General features: G+C 73.1%; 15 protein-coding genes. 6 read left to right on the forward strand and 9 right to left on the reverse strand.

The annotated features are described in order from the left end of the window. Positions 1-94 precede the first annotated feature (94 nt). Positions 95-1,846, reverse strand: coding sequence for a glycerol-3-phosphate dehydrogenase/oxidase (locus tag EJK16_RS18530; protein WP_127132375.1), 1,752 nt, complete (start codon positions 1,844-1,846; stop codon positions 95-97). 229 nt (positions 1,847-2,075) lie between these two features. Between EJK16_RS18530 and EJK16_RS18535 the strand changes: the two genes are divergently transcribed. After that, positions 2,076-3,062, forward strand: coding sequence for a sugar-binding transcriptional regulator (locus tag EJK16_RS18535; protein ID WP_127132071.1), 987 nt, complete (start codon positions 2,076-2,078; stop codon positions 3,060-3,062). Further along, the gene (locus EJK16_RS18540) at positions 3,059-3,616 is read left to right on the forward strand and encodes an amino-acid N-acetyltransferase (RefSeq protein ID WP_205739848.1); all 558 of its coding nucleotides are present in this window, start codon (positions 3,059-3,061) and stop codon (positions 3,614-3,616) included. Before EJK16_RS18535 ends, EJK16_RS18540 begins: the two co-directional genes overlap by 4 nt. 1 nt (position 3,617) lies before the next feature. Here EJK16_RS18540 and EJK16_RS18545 read toward each other — a convergent pair whose 3' ends face one another. After that, positions 3,618-4,046: a hypothetical protein gene (locus EJK16_RS18545; protein WP_127132073.1), complete on the reverse strand. Its 429-nt coding sequence runs from the start codon at positions 4,044-4,046 to the stop codon at positions 3,618-3,620. Between the two features lie 35 nt (positions 4,047-4,081). After that, entirely contained in the window at positions 4,082-5,005 is a 924-nt protein-coding gene (locus tag EJK16_RS18550; RefSeq protein ID WP_127132075.1) for an A/G-specific adenine glycosylase, read from the reverse strand. A 182-nt stretch (positions 5,006-5,187) separates the two neighbouring features. Here EJK16_RS18550 and EJK16_RS18555 point away from each other — a divergent pair, with 182 nt between their 5' ends. Next, positions 5,188-5,748, forward strand: a complete 561-nt coding sequence (locus EJK16_RS18555) for a hypothetical protein (RefSeq protein ID WP_127132077.1) — start codon at positions 5,188-5,190, stop codon at positions 5,746-5,748. Between the two features lie 56 nt (positions 5,749-5,804). On the opposite strand, the gene disA is transcribed toward EJK16_RS18555, so the two are convergent. Together disA and radA are read right to left on the reverse strand one after the other, a co-directional pair. After that, positions 5,805-6,848, reverse strand: coding sequence for a DNA integrity scanning diadenylate cyclase DisA (gene disA / locus EJK16_RS18560; RefSeq protein WP_127132379.1), 1,044 nt, complete (start codon positions 6,846-6,848; stop codon positions 5,805-5,807). Between the two features lie 143 nt (positions 6,849-6,991). Further along, entirely contained in the window at positions 6,992-8,416 is a 1,425-nt protein-coding gene (gene radA, locus EJK16_RS18565; RefSeq protein WP_127132079.1) for a DNA repair protein RadA, read from the reverse strand. Positions 8,417-8,519: 103 nt separating this feature from the next. Here radA and EJK16_RS18570 point away from each other — a divergent pair, with 103 nt between their 5' ends. Next, positions 8,520-9,701, forward strand: a complete 1,182-nt coding sequence (locus tag EJK16_RS18570) for an acyl-CoA dehydrogenase family protein (protein WP_127132081.1) — start codon at positions 8,520-8,522, stop codon at positions 9,699-9,701. Between the two features lie 70 nt (positions 9,702-9,771). On the opposite strand, the gene mmsB is transcribed toward EJK16_RS18570, so the two are convergent. The 4 genes from mmsB to EJK16_RS18590 form a co-directional block, all read right to left on the reverse strand. Beyond that, a complete protein-coding gene (mmsB, locus tag EJK16_RS18575) occupies positions 9,772-10,938 on the reverse strand; it encodes a multiple monosaccharide ABC transporter permease (protein WP_127132083.1) in 1,167 nt (388 codons plus the stop codon). Next, positions 10,935-12,485: a multiple monosaccharide ABC transporter ATP-binding protein gene (mmsA, locus tag EJK16_RS18580; protein ID WP_127132085.1), complete on the reverse strand. Its 1,551-nt coding sequence runs from the start codon at positions 12,483-12,485 to the stop codon at positions 10,935-10,937. Before mmsA ends, mmsB begins: the two co-directional genes overlap by 4 nt. 71 nt (positions 12,486-12,556) lie before the next feature. Next, on the reverse strand, positions 12,557-13,690 hold the full coding sequence (gene chvE / locus EJK16_RS18585; RefSeq protein ID WP_127132087.1) for a multiple monosaccharide ABC transporter substrate-binding protein: 1,134 nt from the start codon (positions 13,688-13,690) through the stop codon (positions 12,557-12,559). A gap of 215 nt (positions 13,691-13,905) precedes the next feature. Then, positions 13,906-15,189 (reverse strand): ROK family transcriptional regulator, encoded by a 1,284-nt coding sequence (locus EJK16_RS18590; protein WP_240646165.1) that lies wholly within the window; start codon positions 15,187-15,189, stop codon positions 13,906-13,908. 67 nt (positions 15,190-15,256) lie between these two features. On the opposite strand from EJK16_RS18590, the gene xylA reads away from it, so the two are divergent. Together xylA and xylB are read left to right on the forward strand one after the other, a co-directional pair. Next, positions 15,257-16,447 carry a xylose isomerase gene (gene xylA / locus EJK16_RS18595; RefSeq protein WP_127132089.1) on the forward strand — a complete coding sequence of 397 codons (1,191 nt, stop codon included), beginning with the start codon at positions 15,257-15,259 and terminating at the stop codon, positions 16,445-16,447. A 9-nt stretch (positions 16,448-16,456) separates the two neighbouring features. Beyond that, the gene (gene xylB / locus EJK16_RS18600) at positions 16,457-17,914 is read left to right on the forward strand and encodes a xylulokinase (RefSeq protein ID WP_127132091.1); all 1,458 of its coding nucleotides are present in this window, start codon (positions 16,457-16,459) and stop codon (positions 17,912-17,914) included. Positions 17,915-17,921 lie beyond the last annotated feature (7 nt).

The raw sequence follows: 17,921 nt of genomic DNA on the forward strand, positions 1-17,921 counted from the left end.
CGTTGTGCCAGTCCGGGCGCCCGGCGGGCGCTCTGCTAGGGGTGGGAGACCCTAGGACGGATACAACACCACCTGGTCGGTCGCGGGAAGGGGTTTATACGGATTCGCGCAGGTCAGCCATGGGGACGAGGTCCGGCACGCGGAGCCGCGTGCGGGCCGCGTCGGCGTCGGTGGTCTCCTGCTCCGCGGCCAGGACGGCCGCGGACTGCTCCCGGTAGGAGGTGATCTCCCGCCGGGTCGTGGCCTCGTCCCAGCCCAGGAGGGGCGCGACGATGCCGGCAATCTCCTCGAGCGCGCTGACGCCGCGGTCGGGGGTCTCGAAGTCGAGGCGCACCCGGTGCACGAGCACGTCCTCGAGGTGGAACGCGCCCTCGTGGGTGACGGCGAAGGCGACCTCGGCCCGCAGGTAGGCGGGGGCGTGCTCGAGCGGGCGGCCCAGCTCTGGGTCCGCGTCGATCATGTCGAGCAGGACGGAGACCTCCGAGCCGTACCGGCCGAAGAGGTGGTCGACCCGGTCGGCCGTCCACCCGCGGCTGCGTGCGATGCCGGCGCGTTGGCGCATGGCGTCCGCGAACCCCTCCGCCCCGACGAGGGGGGTCGTCGCGGTGACGGACGGCGTCTGCCTGGCCCGCGCCTCGCCCAGCGCGAAGTCGACGGCGTCCTCGGCCATCACCCGGTAGGTGGTGAGCTTGCCACCGGAGATGACCGTCAGGCCGGGCGCGGCCTCGGTGACGGTGTGCTCGCGGGAGACCTTGGTGGACTTGGACTCGTCGGCGTCCTTGGTGCCCGGTTGCAGCAGCGGCCGCAGGCCGGCGTACGTGCCGATGATGTCCTCGCGGGTCAGCGGCCGGCCGAGCACGGCGTTGGTGTGCTCGAGGATGTAGTCGATGTCCGCGCTCGTGGCCACCGGGTGCCGGCGCGGCTCGTGCCAGGCGGTGTCGGTGGTGCCGATGACCCAGTACCGCTCCCACGGGATGATGAAGAGCACGGACTTCTCCGTGCGGAGGAACAGCCCGGTCGAGCCCTGGATCGCCTCCTTGGGGACGACGATGTGGATGCCCTTGGAGGCCAGGACCTTCAGGCCGCCCTCCGTCCCGCCGAGCGCCTCGGTCTCCTCCGTCCACACACCGGTCGCGTTGATGACGTGGCGCGCCTTGACGTGGCGCGTCTCGCCGTTCTCCAGGTCGCGCACCTCCGCCCCCGTGATGCGGCCGGTCGCGTCCTTGCTCATTCCCGTCACCTGCGCGCGGGAGGCGGCCAGCGCCCCGTACTGGGTGGCGGTGCGCACCAGGTCGATGACGAGCCGGGCGTCGTCGACGCGGGCGTCGTAGAACCGGATCGCGCCGACGAGGTAGTCGTCCTTGATGTCGGGGAAGAGCCGCTGTGCGCCCTTCTTGGAGTAGTGCTTCTGGATCGGCACGGTGGACTTCCCGCGCGAGCCGACGATGGCCAGCGCGTCGTACATGCCGACCCCGACGGCGCTGTAGGCGCGCTCGATGACGGGGGTCTGCAGCGGCCACAGGAACGGCTGGGCCCGCACCAGGTGTGGCGCCGTCGTGCGCAGGAGGCGGCCGCGCTCGGTCAGCGCCTCGAGGACCAGCTTGAAGTCGAGCTGGTAGAGGTAGCGGAGGCCCCCGTGGACGAGCTTGCTCGACCACGACGACGTCCCGCCGGCCCAGTCCTGGGCCTCGACGATGCCGGTGCGCAGCCCGCGGGTCGCGGCGTCCAGGGCGATGCCGGCGCCGGTGACCCCGCCGCCGATGACGAGGACGTCCAGGCCCTCGTCGTCGCTCATCGCGGCCAGCGCCTCGTCCCGGGACTTCCTTGTCAGGGCGGACGATCTCATGTGCTTCCTCCATGCTCGGCCGTACGGTGCGGCGCGCTCGCTGCGGAGCAGCAGCACCATGCTGGCGACCGCCGCCCACATGCGCAACGGCATGTGCTCGCGGCCGACGGTCCGTTCGCGTCGCCGGCCGCCACCCGAGGGCGCGGGGCCGGCCACGTCCCCCAGCGTCGGGGAGTAGTGCACGTCGGTGCAAGGATGCTGCACATCTGTGCACGAGCGGAGGGTGGGCATGACCAGACGTGACGACGTGATGTACGAGGCCGCGGCGATGTACTACCTGCAGGAGGAGACGATGGAGGACGTCGCCGCGCGGCTGGGCGTCTCGCGCTCGACCGTCTCCCGCCTGCTCAAGGAGGCCCGGGCGACGGGCCTGGTGCGCATCTCGATGCAGGCGCGCGGCGGCTCCTCCAGCGCCGCGGCGCGCGCCCTGCACGGGGTCTTCGGGATCGGCGCCCACGTGGTCCCGGTCCGTCAGGGCGCCACCGAGGTCGAGCGCCTCGACCGCGTCACCCGGGTCGCCGGCCGGCTCGTGTCGGGATGGATGGAGCCGGGCGCCGTGCTGGGCGTGGCGTGGGGGACGACGATCGCCGCCGTCGTGCGTCACCTCGTGCCGCGGCGCGTGCCGGGCAGCGCCGTCGTCCAGCTCAACGGCGCCGCCAACCAGGCGACGTCCGGGATCCCCTACGCGGGTTCCATCCTCACGGCGGCGGCCGAGGCCTTCGACGCGCGGGTCCACCACTTCCCGGTGCCGGCGTTCTTCGACTTCGCGGCGACGAAGGAGGCGATGTGGCGGGAGCGCTCGGTCAGGCGCGTGCTGGCGGTGCAGGGGCAGGTGGGTATCGCGCTGTTCGGCGCCGGCGCGCTCAGCGGGCCGCTCGCCTCCCACGTGTACGAGGGCGGGTACTTCGGCGCGGAGGACCTGGCGAACCTGCGCGCGGAGGGCGTGGTGGGGGACATCTGCACGGTCCTGCTGCGCGAGGACGGCTCGTACGCCGACATCGCCCTCAACGCCCGGGCCACCGGCCCGACCCCGCGCGAGCTGGCGGCCCTGCCCAGGCGGGTGTGCGTGGCGGCCGGCGTCGCGAAGGTCGCACCCCTGCTCGGGGCGCTGCGCGCGGGGGCCGTCACCGACCTCGTCGTCGACGAGGCGACCGCCAGGGCCGTCGTGGAACGGGTGCGCGCGGCCGGCACGCCCGTGCCAGGATCGATGCCGTGAGCAGCGCTGAGTCTCGTCTTGCCGGTGACCGCCACGACGACCAGGCGCTGGTCGTGCGCCAGGCGCGGCCGGCGGACGTGCGGGCCATCTTCGACCTCGTGCGTCACTACACCGCGGACCGCACCCTCATCGACAAGGAGCTCATCACCTACTTCGAGGCGGTGCAGGAGTTCGTCGTGGCCGAGCGCACCGCCGGCGACGGCGCCGCGCACATGGTCGGCTGCGGGGCGCTGCACGTGCTCTGGGACGACATCGCCGAGGTGCGCACCCTCGCCGTGCACCCGTCGGCGCGGGGCACGGGGGTCGGTCACCGGCTGCTCGAGACGCTCGTGGGGCGCGCGCGTGGGCTCGGGCTGCGCCGGGTCTTCTGCCTGACCTTCGAGGTGGACTTCTTCGCCCGCCACGGGTTCGCGCCGATCGAGGGCACACCGGTGGGGACGGATGTCTACGACCAGATGCTGCGCTCCCACGACGACGGCGTCGCCGAGTTCCTCGACCTGGCCCGGGTCAAGCCCAACACGCTCGGCAACACGCGGATGCTGCTCGAGCTCTGAGTCAGCGGCGCAGGAGGTGCAGCACCGCGGCGACCTGCGCGCTGACGAGGGCGCAGGCGAGGATCGCCACGGTGGCCTCCGGCCTGGCGACGACCCAGGCGAGGGCGCCCAGCGCCAGCAGGACGAGCAGGGCCTGCTCCACGCGCCCCAGCGCCGAGCGCACCCGTGCGGTGACCGCGCGCGGCGCGTCCCCCGCGAGCACGCGCCGCAGGCCCCACCCCGCCACGGCGGCCGCGACGAGCGCGAGGAGCTGCCCGAGCCCGAGCAGGGAGACGCCCGGCCACGCGACCGCGCCGTCGGCGCCGGTCAGCGCCGTGAGGGCGAGCCCCATGACGCCCAGCGCGAGGCACGCGCCCACGCATCCGGCGAGGGTCGTGCGCAGGACGCTCGCCGCCCTCGCCGCGGCTTCGGTGGTCCCGGTCTCGCTCACCCACGAAGGCTAGCGGCCCGAGCGGGCGCCGTGCGTCAGGGCAGACGGTAGGAGCCGCTTGCCCCCGCCACCACGAGACCGTCGTCGACCAGCGACGCGAGCGCGCGGGCGGGCTGGGCGGGGTCGGCCAGGGCGGCCGGGTCGGCGCCGTCCGCGCCCGCCACGAGCAGCTCGTGGCCGTCGCTCCACGCGTCGTCGGGCCGCGCGCGCAGGTGCGCCATGATGCGCCCGCGCACCTGACGGTCGGTGCCGTGCCAGGCCTGGCGGCGCCGCCTGCCGGCGTGCTCGTCGGCCGGGCGGCCCGCCGCGTGCCAGGCGCAGCCGCTCACCAGCGGGCACTGCGCGCACCGGGGGGACCGGGCGGTGCACACCAGGGCGCCCAGCTCCATGAGACCGATGTTCCAGCGCACCGACGCGGCGTCGTCGCCGGTGTCCGCGGGGAGGTACCCGCCGGCGCGCTCGCGCTCGGCGCGGGAGAGCGTCGGGCTCGGCAGGGCGCGCCCCTCGAGGGCGCGACCGAGCACCCGGCGCACGTTGGTGTCCAGGACGACGGCGCGGCGCCCGTAGGCGAAGGCCGCGACGGCCGCCGCCGTGTAGGCCCCGATCCCGGGGAGCGCGAGGAGCTCCTCCTCGGTGTCCGGGACGCGCCCGCCGTGCTGGGCGGTGATGCTGCGCGCGCACTCCTGCAGGCGCAGTGCGCGGCGCGGGTACCCGAGGCGGTCCCACGCGCGCAGCACGTCGGCGGCGGGGGCCGCGGCGAGGTCGGCCGGGGTGGGCCACCGCTCCATCCAGGCGCGCCACGCCGGCTCGACGCGCGCCACGGGGGTCTGCTGGAGCATGATCTCGCTGACGAGCACGGCCCACGCGCCCGTCCCGGGGCGGCGCCACGGCAGGTCGCGGGCATGCTGGTCGAACCACGTCCGGACCGCCGCGCGCAGGGGGGCAAGGTCGGTAGTCATCAGGTCCAGTGTGCCCGGCGTGGTGGCCACGCCGGGCACGCGGGGAGCCGTACGGTCGTGCCGTGGCGACGACCAGGGGAACGCAGGGGCCGCGACCCGCCGGCCGGGGCACGGGCGCACCGAGGCGCCCGCCCGGCACGCGCACGGCAGGCGGCCCGACGGCCGGCGGCCCTCGCCGACCGGTGCGCCGCCCCAGCCGGGCGGTGATCTGGCGCCGCCGCGCGGTGGCGCTCCTCGTCCTCCTCGCGGTGGTCGCCCTCGTCGCGTGGGGCATCACGGCGGCGGTGCGGGCGCTGGGCTCGGGGTCTGCCCCCCAGGCTGCGCCGAGCCCGACGTCGACGGCGCCCGTCGACCCGGGGCCCTGCGCGCCGGAGGACCTGGGGGTCGACGTCGTGCCGTCCGTCGGTGCGACCGGGGCGACCGTCTCCTTCGCCGTCACGCTGACCAACGACGGCAAGGCGGCCTGCCTGGCCGACGCCGGCCGGTCCTCGCTCGCGCTCACGGTCCGCTCCGGCACCGACCGGGTGTGGGCCTCGGACGACTGCCCGGCCGAGCCGTCCTCGCGCCCCCTCCTCCTCGACGTCGGCGACACCGCGGAGGCGGCCGTGACCTGGAACGGCAGGCGCTCCGCGGCCGGCTGCCCCAGCGGTCAGGGCTCGTCCGGGCCCGGCTCGTACCGGGTGGAGGCGTCCGTGGACGGCGAGCAGGTTCCGGGGTCCGGGACGAGCTTCAGCATCGGCTAGGAGGACCGGGCGCCGAACGCCCGCCGGCAGCCCGCAGCCGCCGACCGCAGCCGCTCTCAGGCGAAGCGCTCCAGGATCGAGGACTCGGCCAGCCGCGACAGCCCCTCGCGCACGGCCCGCGCGCGCTGCGGCCCGACCCCTTCGACGGCCTGCAGGTCCTCGGTGGTCGCGGAGAGCATCACCTGGAGGGTCCCGCAGTGCGTCACGATCGACTCGGCGATCGAGGACGGCAGCCGGGGGATCTTCGCCAGGACGCGGTACCCGCGCGGGGACAGCGCCGAGTCGATGGCCTCGCCGTCGGGCCCGCCGATGCCCAGCGCCCGGGCGACCGTCGGCATGTCGATCAGCTGGGCGGAGTCCAGCGTGCCGAGGGCGTCGAGGATCTGCTGGGGGCTGGTGCGGACGCCGTCACCGAGGTAGTCGCGCAGCACCAGCGTCCGGTCGGGGTCGATCCCGATGACGAGCTCCTCCAGCTGGAGGGAGAGGAGGCGGCCGTCCGTCCCGAGCTCGACGACGTAGCCCGCCACCTCGGCGGAGATGCGAGAGACCATCTCGAGGCGCTGTACCACGGTGACCACGTCGCGCACGGTGACGAGGTCCTCGATCTCGAGGGCGGAGAGCGTCCCGGAGACCTCGTCGAGCCGCGACTTGTACCGCTCGAGCGTGGCCAGGGCCTGGTTGGCGCGGGAGAGGATCACGTCCGAGTCCTCGATCACGTGCCGGCGGTGGTCGACGTAGAGCGCCACGGTGCGCATCGACTGGCTCACCGAGATCACGGGGTAGCCGGACTGCTTCGCGGCCCGCTCGGCGGTGCGGTGGCGCATGCCCGACTCGGAGGTCTCGATGGATGCGTCCGGGAGCAGCTGGACGTTCGCGCGCCGGATGCGGTTGTTGACGTAGTCGACCACGACCGCGCCGTCCATCTTCGCGAGCTCGCGCAGCCGCGTGGCCGAGAAGTCCACGTCCAGCTCGAACCCGCCGGAGCACATCGCCTCGACCGCGTCGTCGTACCCCAGGACCACGATGGCACCCGTGCGCCCGCGGAGGATCCGCTCGAGTCCGTCCCGCAGCTCGGTGCCGGGTGCGACCGTGCGCAGCATCGCACGGAGCTTGGTGTCGGTGGGCAGGTCGGGCACAGATCCCTCACACGGTGCTCAGGCAGGAGAGGGCGACTGCCCCTTCCCTCATCCTAGGTGCGCTCCTGGGCCCGCTCCGGCATCCGCCGACGCATGACCAGGTCGCGTCACGACCGGGTCGATGCCCAGGCGGACGTGGCCGCCTCGTGCAGGTGCCGGACCGGGCGCACGGCCAGGCCGGGGACCGGCCGCAGGTCCGCCGCGCCCTGGTGGGGGACGATGGCCCGGGTGAAGCCCAGCCGGGCGGCCTCGGCGAGGCGGCGCTGGACACCCACGGTGCTGCGCACCTCGCCCGTGAGCCCCACCTCCCCGAAGACGACGAAGCCCGGGTCCAGCTCCTTGTGCTCGACCGCGGACAGGACGGCCAGCGCGACGGCCAGGTCGACCGCCGGCTCGACGGCGCGGGCGCCACCGACAGTGGAGACGTAGACGTCGGCGCTGCTCAGCATCACGCCGAGCCGGGACTGGAGCACCGCCAGGGTCATGGCGACGCGCGAGGAGTCCAGCCCGGATGTCGTGCGCCGTGGTGAGCTCAGCGGCGACGCGGCCACGAGGGCCTGGATCTCGGTGGGCATCGGCCGGCGTCCCTCCAGGGAGACGGTCACACAGGTGCCGGGCACGGCCGAGCGGTCGCCGGACAGGAAGAGCCCCGAGGGGTCCGCCAGGCCGGTGATGCCCGCGTCGTGCAGGTCGAAGCAGCCGACCTCGTCCGTGGGCCCGTACCGGTTCTTCACGGCACGGACCATGCGCAGGCGCGAGTGCCGGTCGCCCTCGAACTGGCACACCACGTCAACCAGGTGCTCGAGCACCCGCGGGCCGGCGATCGAGCCGTCCTTCGTCACGTGCCCCACGAGGAGCACCGGGATGTCCCGGGTCTTGGCCAGGTGGATCAGGGCCGAGGCGACGGCGCGGACTTGGCTGACGCCGCCGGCGGCGCCGTCCACCCCGGCGTCGGCGATCGTCTGGACCGAGTCGACCACCAGGAGCGCGGGGTCGGCCTGGTCGACGTGCCCGAGCAGGGTGGCCAGGTCCGTCTCGGCGGCCAGGAGCAGGTGCGGTGTCAGGGCGCCGATGCGCTCGGCCCGCAGCCTGACCTGGCCCGCGGACTCCTCGCCGGTGACGTACAGCACCGGCCGGCCGGAGCCGCCCGCACCGTGGTCGGCCGAGACGGCGGCGGCCTTCGCGGCGACGTCGAGCAGGAGGGTGGACTTGCCGACGCCGGGCTCCCCGGCGAGCAGGACGACGGCGCCCGGGACGATGCCGCCGCCCAGGACCCGGTCGAGCTCGCCCACGCCGGTGCTGCGGGCGCGGGCCGAGTCGACGTCGACCTCGCTGATGGGACGCGCGGGGGAGGAGGGCGCGAGGGAGGCCGGCGCGCGGGAGGCGGGCGGCAGGCCCGCGGCCTCCTCGACCGTGCCCCACGCCTGGCACTCCCCGCACCGGCCCTGCCACTTGGCGGCGCTCCACCCGCACTCGCTGCAGCGGAAGGCCGGCCTCGGCGGCCGGGCGGTCTTCGTGACGGTGGGGCTCATGGGGGACACGCTAACGAGCGGCACCCACATCACCGTCCACGGGCCCTGTCGGGGGCCGGGCATAGGGTCGAGGCAGCACCAGCCGGACGGAGAGGGAAGCCAGATGAGCCAGCACCGCCAGATCCTGACCGAGGACCTGCTCGAGCGGATCCGTGAGCGGGCGCCGCGCTATGACGCCGAGAACTCCTTCTTCGACGAGGACCTCGCCGAGCTCAAGGAGGCCGGGTACCTCACGGCGTTCGTGCCCGAGGAGCTCGGCGGGGCGGGGCTCAGCCTGGAGGAGATGACCGCCGAGCAGATGCGCCTGGCCGGCGCGGCCCCCGCGACGGCGCTCGCGGTGAACATGCACCACGTCTGGGTCGGCGTCGCCCGGGTCGTCCGCGCGCGCGGCGACCACTCCGCCGACTTCATCCTCGAGGAGGCGGCGGCGGGCGAGGTTTTCGGCTTCGGCGTCTCCGAGGCGGGCAACGACCTCGTCCTCTTCGGCTCTGCCAGCGAGGCCCGTCCCGACGGCCAGGGCGGCTATTCCTTCCACGGCACCAAGATCTTCACCTCGCTCTCCCCGGCGTGGACCCGCCTGGGAACGTTCGGCGCCGACACGACGGGCGAGGACGGCCCGCACAACGTCTGGGGCTTCGTCACCCGTGACGGCGGCGGCGTCGAGGTGAAGGACGACTGGGACGTGCTGGGCATGCGCGCGTCCCAGTCCTGCACGACCGTGCTCGCCGGCGCGCACGCGCCGGCGGACCGGGTCGTGCGGCGCATCCCGCCGGGGCCGACGATGGACCCGTTCATCTTCGGCATCTTCGCGAACTTCGAGATCCTGCTGGCCTCGGTCTACGCGGGTGTCGCCCGGCGCGCGATCGACGTCGCCGTGGCGAGGGCCCACCGGCGCACGTCTTTCAAGAACGGCGGCGCCCCCTACGCCAACGACCCGGACATCCGCTGGCGCCTGGCGGACGCGGCCCTCCAGCTCGACGGCATCTACCCGCAGATCGCCATGATCGCCCGCGACGTCGACAACCAGGTGGACCGTGGCGCGCTGTGGATGCCGCAGCTCTCGGCCGTGAAGTCCCGCGCCACCGAGGTCGCGCTCGACGTCGTCACCAAGGCCGTCCGGGCCTCCGGCGGCGCGTCGTACTCCAACAGCAAGGAGCTCTCCCGGCTGTACCGCGACGTCCTGGCCGGGATCTTCCACCCCAGCGACGACGAGTCCGTGCACGGCGCGTGGGCCAACGCGCTGCTGGGCCCGGTGGTGCCGTGGCCGCCGCAGGACGGCAACTGAGCCGCACAGCCCGACGGGCCGGGCCCCGCACCGTGAGCGGTGTGGACCCGGCCCGTCGGAGCGCGGCAGGTCAGCGACTCGACCTGCGCTTGTTGATGAGGTCGAAGGCGACGGCGAGGAGCAGCACCATGCCCTTGATGGCCTGCTGCCAGGCCGGGTCGACGGACATGATGGACAGCCCCATGTTGAGCACGCCCATGATGAGCGCGCCGATGATCGCCCCGGACACCTTGCCGATGCCGCCGGTGACCGCGGTGCCCCCGATGAAGGCGGCGGCGATGGCGTCGAGCTCGAAGCTGTTGCCGGCGGCCGCGACGGCGGCCCCGGCCCGCGACGTGGTCACGATGCCGGCCAGCGCCGCCAGGACACCCATGTTCACGAAGATCATGAAGTTCACGCGCTTCGTGTTCACGCCGGACAGCTTCGCCGCCTGGAGGTTGCCGCCGATGGCGTAGATGTGCCGGCCGAAGGTCGTGCGGTTCATGACGAACGTGTAGGCGACGATGAGGACGCCGACGATCACGAGCACGATCGGCGTGCCGCCTGCGCTCCGGGCCAGCAGGTAGGTGACGAACCCGATGAGGAGACCGAACAGGACCAGCCGGCCGACGAACGCCGCGAAGGGCTCCACGGTGAGCTCGTGCTTGCGGATCGCGCGCCGCGCCCGGATCTGGGTGAACGCGAGACCGGCGATCGCGGCGGCACCGATGAGCAGCGTCACCAGGTCGAGGTTCGCGACGTAGCCCAGGACGTTGCGCACCGACCCGTTGGAGATGGCGTTGAAGCCCTCCGGCAGCCCGGCGACCGTCGTCCCGACGAGGACGATGGCGAGCCCCCGGAAGATCAACATGCCCGCCAGCGTGACGATGAACGCGGGGATGCCGACGTAGGCGACCCAGAAGCCCTGCCAGGCGCCGATGGCGGCGCCGAGCACGAGCGCGACCAGGACGGCGACCAGCCAGGGGGCCCCGCTGCTCATCATGAGCGCCGCCACGCCGCCCACGAACGCCACCTGGGACCCGACGGAGAGGTCGATGTGACCGGCGACGATGACCATCACCATGCCGATCGCCAGGATCATGACGTAGGCGTTCTGCTGCACGAGGCTCGCGACGTTGTTCGGCACGAGCAGGAGGCCGCCGGTGAGGATCTGGAAGAGGATCACGATGGCGACGAGGGCCGCCATGATCCCGTACTGCCGGACGTTCCGGCTGAGGTACTGCGTCAGTGTGCTCATCGCGCTGCGGCGTCCTTTTCCATCGTCATGAAGTGCATGAGCCGCTCCTGGCTGGCTTCGGCCCGGGGGACCTCTCCGGTGATGCGTCCCTGGCTCATCGCGTAGATCCGGTCACAGATGCCGAGAAGCTCGGGCAGCTCGGAGGAGATCACCAGCACGGCCTTGCCCGCGTCGGCGAGCGCGTTGATGATCTGGTAGATCTCGTACTTGGCGCCGACGTCGATCCCGCGGGTCGGCTCGTCGAGGATGAGCACGTCCGGGTCGGTGAAGATCCACTTGCTCAGCACGACCTTCTGCTGGTTCCCGCCCGAGAGCTGGCCGACGATCGCGTCCACGCTCGGTGTCTTGATGCGCATCTCGCGGCGGTACCGCTCGGCGACCGTGGACTCCTCGTGCCGGTCGACCACCCCGAAGCGGGCGAGCTTGCGCAGCCCCGCGGCGGCGACGTTGAGCTTGATGTCCTGGATGAGGTTGAGGCCGTAACGCTTGCGGTCCTCGGTCGCGTACGCGATGCCGTGGTTGATGGCCTGCTCGACGGTGTGGCTCTTGATCTCGGTGCCGGCCTTGTACAGGCGGCCCGAGATGTTCTGGCCGTACGCGCGCCCGAAGATGCTCATGGCCAGCTCGGTGCGTCCCGCGCCCATGAGGCCCGCGAGACCGACGATCTCCCCGCGCCGGACGGTGAGGTTGGCGCCGTCGACCACCTTGCGCGTGGAGTCCAGCGGGTGGAAGACGGTCCAGTCCTCCACCCGGAGGACCTCCTCGCCGACGGTGGTGGTGTGGTCCGGGAACCGGTTCTCCAGGTCCCGGCCGACCATCAGCTTGATGATCTGCTCCTCGGTGACGGGCTCGGCGCCGTGCATGTCCAGGGTCTTGATCGTGCGGCCGTCCCTGATGACGGTGGTGGAGTCGGCGATCGCGGCGATCTCGCCCAGCTTGTGGGAGATCATGATCATCGCGATGCCCTGGTCCCTCAGCTGGCGCATGAGGGTGAGCAGGTGCGCGCTGTCATCGTCGTTGAGCGCCGCGGTGGGCTCGTCGAGGATGAGGAGCTTGACCCGCTTGGACAGGGCCTTGGCGATCTCGACCAGCTGCTGACGGCCGACGCCCAGGTCGACGACCTTGGTGTCCGGGTCGGCGTCGAGGCCCACCCGGGCGATGAGCTTGGCCGCCTCGCTGTTGGTGGTGTTCCAGTCGATGACGCCGCCGCGCGCCTGCTCGTTGCCCAGGAAGATGTTCTCCGCGACGGAGAGGTACGGGCTGAGCGCCAGCTCCTGGTGGATGATGACGATGCCGCGTTCCTCGCTGTCCCGGATGTTCCGGAAGTCGCAGGGCCGGCCGTCGAAGTGGATCTCGCCCTCGTAGCTGCCGTGGGGGTAGACCCCCGACAGGACGTTCATGAGGGTGGACTTGCCCGCGCCGTTCTCGCCGCAGATGGCGTGCACCTCGCCGCGGCGGACGCTCAGGTTGACGTCCTCGAGGGCCTTGACACCGGGGAACGTCTTGGTGATGTCCCGCATCTCGAGGATCGTGTGATCAGTGGACATGCGTGCTCCTCGCTCGTTCGGTCGGTCGCGGGCCGCCTGCCGGCCGGTGGGACCGGCAGGCGGCGCGTGCGTCAGAGACCGAGCTCGGCGGCGTCGTAGAAGCCGGACCCGACGAGGAGCTCCTCGGCGGTGTCGGGCGTGACGACCTGCGGGGGCAGCAGGTAGGACGGGACGACCTTGGTGCCGTTGTCGTAGGTCTCGGTGTCGTTGACCTCCACCGTCTCGCCCTTGACGATCTGGTCGACCATGGTCGCGACCTGCTCACCCAGGGTGCGGGTGTCCTTCCACACCGTCATCGACTGCTTGCCGGCGAGCATGTTCTTCACGTTCGCCAGGTCGGCGTCCTGCCCGGTCACGACCGGGAAGTCGGCGCCGTCCGCGTAGCCGGCGGCCTCGAGGGCCTGCTCGATGCCGAGGGCGAGCGAGTCGTTGGGGGAGAGGACGACGTCGACCTTCTTGTCGGCGTAGAAGGAGTTCAGCCGGTTGTCCATCTCCGACTGCGCGGTCGCGGAGGCCCAGCCCTGGACACCGATCGTGGTCCAGGCGTCGTTGCTGGCCGGCGCCTTGCCGGAGGGCACGACGAGCTGGCCTTTCTGGACGTAGGGCAGCAGGACGTCCCACGCCCCGGAGAAGAAGAACTTGGCGTTGTTGTCGTCCGGGGAGCCGGCGAACGGCTCGAGGTTGAACGGCCCGGTGCCGGCGTCCGCGAGGCCGAGCTGCTCGACGATGAACTCGCCCTGGAGCTGGCCGACCTGGTAGTTGTCGAAGGTCGCGTAGTAGTCCACGGCGTCCGTGCCGTTGATGAGGCGGTCGTAGGCGATGACGGAGATGCCCGCGTCCTTGGCGGACCCCAGCACCGGGCCGAGCGCCGTGCCGTCGATCGAGGCGACGACCAGGACGTCGGCGCCGGAGTTGATCATGTTCTGGATCTGCGTGATCTGCTGGTCCACCTTGTTGTCGGCGTACTGCAGCGACGTCTCGTAACCCATGTCCTTGAGGAGGGAGTCGAGGTTCTCGCCGTCGTTGTTCCAGCGCTCGAGCGAGCGGGTCGGCATCGCGATGCCGACGAGCGTCTCCTCGGAACCCGCGTCCGTCGCGCCCGACGCCGTGTCGGTGCGCTCGCTGCTGCACGCGGCGAGGGCCGCCATCGCCATGGCGGTGCCCGCGAGGACCGCGGTCGCCTTCCTCGTTCGCAGAGACGTCATCGTCCAACCCTTCTGTATGCCTGCCCAGCAGGCGCTGCCCTTGACCAGCGGCGTCCGGCACGTCCCAAGGTGCGGCCTGCACCGTCCTCGGTGCCGGGTCCGCGACGCCTCATCACGTCGTCCACGCTGGTTTGTTGTATCAGCGAACTTATTAGACCGTAGCGCCCCAGGCAAGTGACGGAGGTCTCGATTCGGTCTCGTGTCGTCGTGTATCCTCAGCCGGCGATCCAGGCGGCCGGGTCCCGGATGACGGAGTCCAGGGCGCGGAACGCGCCGCCGGTGGTCGCCGGCGCCCGGTCGTCGGGTGCGGTGCGGATCGTGACCTTCGACCACGGCCCCGCCAGCGCCCGGAGGCGCAGCTGCTCCTCGATGCCGGGGCGGAGCAGGCCGGCCAGCGGGATGAACCCGGCGCCGAGGACGACCTCGCCGACGTCCACGATGTTGACCATGTTGGCCAGCGCGATCCCCAGCGCCCAGGCCGCGCGCTCGACGGCGACCCGGGGCGGCCCGTACGCGGAGGTGGCGGCGGCCAGCTCGGCCCCGGAGGTGGTGGGCGGAAGCTGCGCCGCCTCGAAGATCGCGTGCATGCCGGCGTAGCGCTCGAGGCAGCCGCGGGCGCCGCAGGGGCACTGCGGGCCGTCGGGCTCGATGGCGACGTGCCCGATCTCGCCCGCCCAGCCGTGCTGCCCGGTGATGATGTGCCCGCCGGCGACCAGGGCCGAGCCGATGCCGATGTCGCCGCTGACGTAGATGAACGTGCTGGACTCGGCCCGGCGGCCGGGCGCCGCCATGGCGACGCCGTACCCCGCGAGGTTGGCGTCGTTGTCGATCTCGAGGCGCACGCCGGCCGGGATGACGTCGGAGCCGAGGTGGTCCGCCGGCCGCAGGTCCCGCCAGCCGAGGTTCGGCGCGAGGAGCAACCGGCCCTCCGCCACGTCGACCAGCCCCGGCAGCGCGAGGTGCGCCTCCGCGACGACGGCCCCCGCCGCCGTCGTCGCGGCGAACAGGCTCCGCGCCAGCTCGCCGGTCCGGGCCAGCACGCGGCCCGGGTCGGAGTGCTCGAAGTCCCCCGGGACGAGCTCCTCGGCGAGGACCTGCCCGGTGAGGTCGACGACACGGCCGGCCATGTAGTCGACGTTGACCTGGAGGCCCATGCCGGCGATCGAGCCGGGGGCCGGCGCCAGCGGCACCGCCGGCCGCCCGGGGCCGCGCGTGCCGGGCGGTTCCTGCTCCACGACGATCTGCGCGTCGAGCAGCTCCTCGACCAGCCGGGACACCGTCGACCGCGTCAGGCCGGTGTCGGCGGCGAGGTCGGCGCGCGATACCGGCCCGGGGCTCGCGAAGACCGCCTGCGTGAGCACGGCTAGGTTGTTCTCACGCAGGGAGGACTGCCGCGCGGCGCCCCCGTGGCGGGGCGTGGGGGGCGCGAGGGGCGCCGGGAGCGACGTCGACGCCGCTCTCCGGGTTCGCGACGGCACGGGGTCTGTGGTCTCGGTCACCCGCTTGACCTTACTCGGGTCGGCTGATTAAGTTTTGCCACACAACAAATCTCGACGAGGAGACATCATGGTGCGCAACCCCACCCCCGAGGATCGGTTCTCGTTCGGCCTGTGGACGGTCGGCTGGACGGCACGGGACCAGTTCGGCGAGGCCACCCGCCGCGCGATGGACCCGTGGGAGTACGCCACGAAGCTGGCCGAGCTGGGCGCGTGGGGCGTGACGTTCCACGACGACGACGTCGTGCCGTTCGGCTCGGACGACGCCACGCGCGAGCAGATCCTGACCACCTTCAAGAAGGCCGTGGACGACGCCGGCCTGGTGGTGGAGATGGTCACGACCAACACGTTCTCCCACCCGGTGTTCAAGGACGGGGCGTTCACGTCCAACGACCGGTCGGTGCGCCGGTTCGCGCTCCGCAAGATCGTGCGCAACGTGGACCTGGCCGCCGAGCTCGGCGCGCAGACCTTCGTCATGTGGGGCGGCCGGGAGGGCAGCGAGTACGACGGCGCCAAGGACGTGGGCGCCGCCCTGGACCGGTACGCGGAGGGCATCGACACGGTCGCCGGGTACATCAAGGACCGGGGCTACGACCTGCGCATCGCGCTGGAGCCCAAGCCGAACGAGCCCCGCGGGGACATCCTGCTGCCCACGGTCGGGCACGCGCTGGGCTTCATCGCCCGGCTCGAGCACGGGGACATCGTCGGGCTGAACCCGGAGACCGGGCACGAGCAGATGGCGGGGCTGAACTACACCCACGGCCTGGCGCAGGCCCTGTGGTCGGGCAAGCTGTTCCACATCGACCTCAACGGGCAGCGCTCCATCAAGTTCGACCAGGACCTGGTCTTCGGCCACGGGGACCTGCTCTCGGCGTTCTTCACCGTGGACCTGATCGAGAACGGCTTCCCCGGCGCGGGCACCGACGGGCCGATGTACACGGGCCCGCGGCACTTCGACTACAAGCCGTCCCGGACCGAGGGGTACGAGGGGGTGTGGGACTCCGCGCGGGCGAACATGGACATGTACCTCATGCTCGCCGAGAAGGCGAAGGCCTACCGGGCCGACCCCGAGGTGCGTGCGGCGTTCGAGGCCGCCGGCGTCCTGGAGCTCTCCGAGCCCACCCTCGCGCCTGGGGAGTCCCTGACGGACCTGCTCGCCGACCGTGGCGCGTTCGAGGAGTTCGACGCCGACGCCGCCGCGCAGCGCAACTTCGGCTTCGTCCGGCTCAACCAGCTCGCCCTCGCCCACCTCATCGGCTGAGGAGCAACCATGAGCGAGACGCTGGTCGCCGGGATCGACTCCTCCACCCAGTCCTGCAAGGTGGTCGTCCGTGAGGCCGCCACCGGTGCGCTGCGCCGGTTCGGGCAGGCCCCGCACCCGGACGGCACCGAGGTGGACCCCGCCGCGTGGTGGGACGCGCTGCAGGTGGCGGTCGCGGCGGCCGGCGGTCTCGACGACGTCGCCGCGGTCAGCGTGGGCGGTCAGCAGCACGGCATGGTCGCCCTCGACGCCGACGGCCGGGTCGTGCGCCCGGCTCTGCTCTGGAACGACACACGGAGCGCCGCGGCCGCGAGGGACCTGGTCGCCGAGCTCGGGGGCGCCGCGGGCGACGCCGGCGGCGGCCCGGCCGCCTGGGCCCGGGCCACCGGCTCCGTGCCGGTCGCCTCGCTGACCGTGACGAAGCTGCGCTGGCTGGCGGACCACGAGCCGGACGCCGCCGCCCGCGTGGCAGCCGTCGCCCTCCCGCACGACTGGCTCACCTGGCAGCTCTCCGGGGCGCAGTCCTTCGACACGCTCGTCACCGACAGGTCCGAGGCCTCGGGCACCGGCTACTTCGACACCGCGAACGGCACCTACCGCAGGGACCTGCTGGCCCGGGCGCTGCGCCGCGACGACGCCGAGGGGATCGTCCTCCCGCGCGTCCTGCGCCCGCGCGAGAGCGCCGGCAACGGCGCCGTGCGGGCGGGCCTCGGGCACCTCGTGCTCGGTCCCGGGGCCGGCGACAACGCGGCGGCCGCCCTGGGGCTGGGCATGACGGCCGGGGACGTGGCCATCTCCGTCGGGACCTCGGGGGTGGTCTCCGCCGTCTCCGACCACCCCGTCGAGGACCCGACAGGGCTGGTGACCGGTTTCGCCGACGCCACCGGGCGGTTCCTGCCCCTGGCGGTCACGCTCAACGGGTCCCGCGTCCTCGACGCCGCCGCCGGGCTGCTCGGGGTGGACCATGAGGGCCTCAGCGCGCTGGCCCTGGCGGCTCGGCCCGGCGCCGGCGGCCTCACGCTCGTGCCCTATCTCGAGGGCGAGCGCACCCCCAACCTGCCGGACGCCACCGGCTCGCTGCTCGGCCTCACGCTCGCGTCGGCGACCAGGGAGAACCTTGCCCGCGCCGCCGTCGAGGGGCTGCTGTGCGGGCTCGCCGACGGCCTCGACGCCATGCGCGCGCGGGGTGTGCCCACCCGGCGCATCCAGCTCATCGGCGGCGCGGCCCGCTCCCGGGCCCTCCAGGAAATCGCCCCGGCGATCCTCGGCGCCGACGTCCAGGTCCCCGAGCCGGGGGAGTACGTCGCCGACGGCGCGGCCCGCCAGGCCGCCTGGGTGCTCACGGAGGCGAACCGGCCGCCGTCGTGGACCACCTCGCGTGCGCGCACGCGCCAGGCGCCGCCGGTCCCCGAGGTGCGCGAGCGGTACGGTGCCCGGCGCGAGATGGTCGTGAGCCGGGGGGTGTGAACCGGCC

The sequence above is a fragment of the Georgenia sp. SYP-B2076 genome (assembly GCF_003991205.1).
In the GTDB taxonomy this organism is placed as follows: Bacteria; Actinomycetota; Actinomycetes; order Actinomycetales; family Actinomycetaceae; genus Georgenia.

Coding starts and splice junctions, on each gene's coding strand:
- disA (WP_127132379.1), bottom strand. CDS start 6,848: ATGCTGCGCACGGTCGCACCCGGCACCGAGCTGCGGGACGGACTCGAG.
- EJK16_RS18550 (WP_127132075.1), bottom strand. CDS start 5,005: ATGACTACCGACCTTGCCCCCCTGCGCGCGGCGGTCCGGACGTGGTTC.
- mmsB (WP_127132083.1), bottom strand. CDS start 10,938: ATGAGCACACTGACGCAGTACCTCAGCCGGAACGTCCGGCAGTACGGG.
- xylB (WP_127132091.1), top strand. CDS start 16,457: ATGAGCGAGACGCTGGTCGCCGGGATCGACTCCTCCACCCAGTCCTGC.
- radA (WP_127132079.1), bottom strand. CDS start 8,416: ATGAGCCCCACCGTCACGAAGACCGCCCGGCCGCCGAGGCCGGCCTTC.
- mmsA (WP_127132085.1), bottom strand. CDS start 12,485: ATGTCCACTGATCACACGATCCTCGAGATGCGGGACATCACCAAGACG.
- chvE (WP_127132087.1), bottom strand. CDS start 13,690: ATGACGTCTCTGCGAACGAGGAAGGCGACCGCGGTCCTCGCGGGCACC.
- xylA (WP_127132089.1), top strand. CDS start 15,257: ATGGTGCGCAACCCCACCCCCGAGGATCGGTTCTCGTTCGGCCTGTGG.
- EJK16_RS18535 (WP_127132071.1), top strand. CDS start 2,076: ATGACCAGACGTGACGACGTGATGTACGAGGCCGCGGCGATGTACTAC.
- EJK16_RS18530 (WP_127132375.1), bottom strand. CDS start 1,846: ATGAGATCGTCCGCCCTGACAAGGAAGTCCCGGGACGAGGCGCTGGCC.
- EJK16_RS18570 (WP_127132081.1), top strand. CDS start 8,520: ATGAGCCAGCACCGCCAGATCCTGACCGAGGACCTGCTCGAGCGGATC.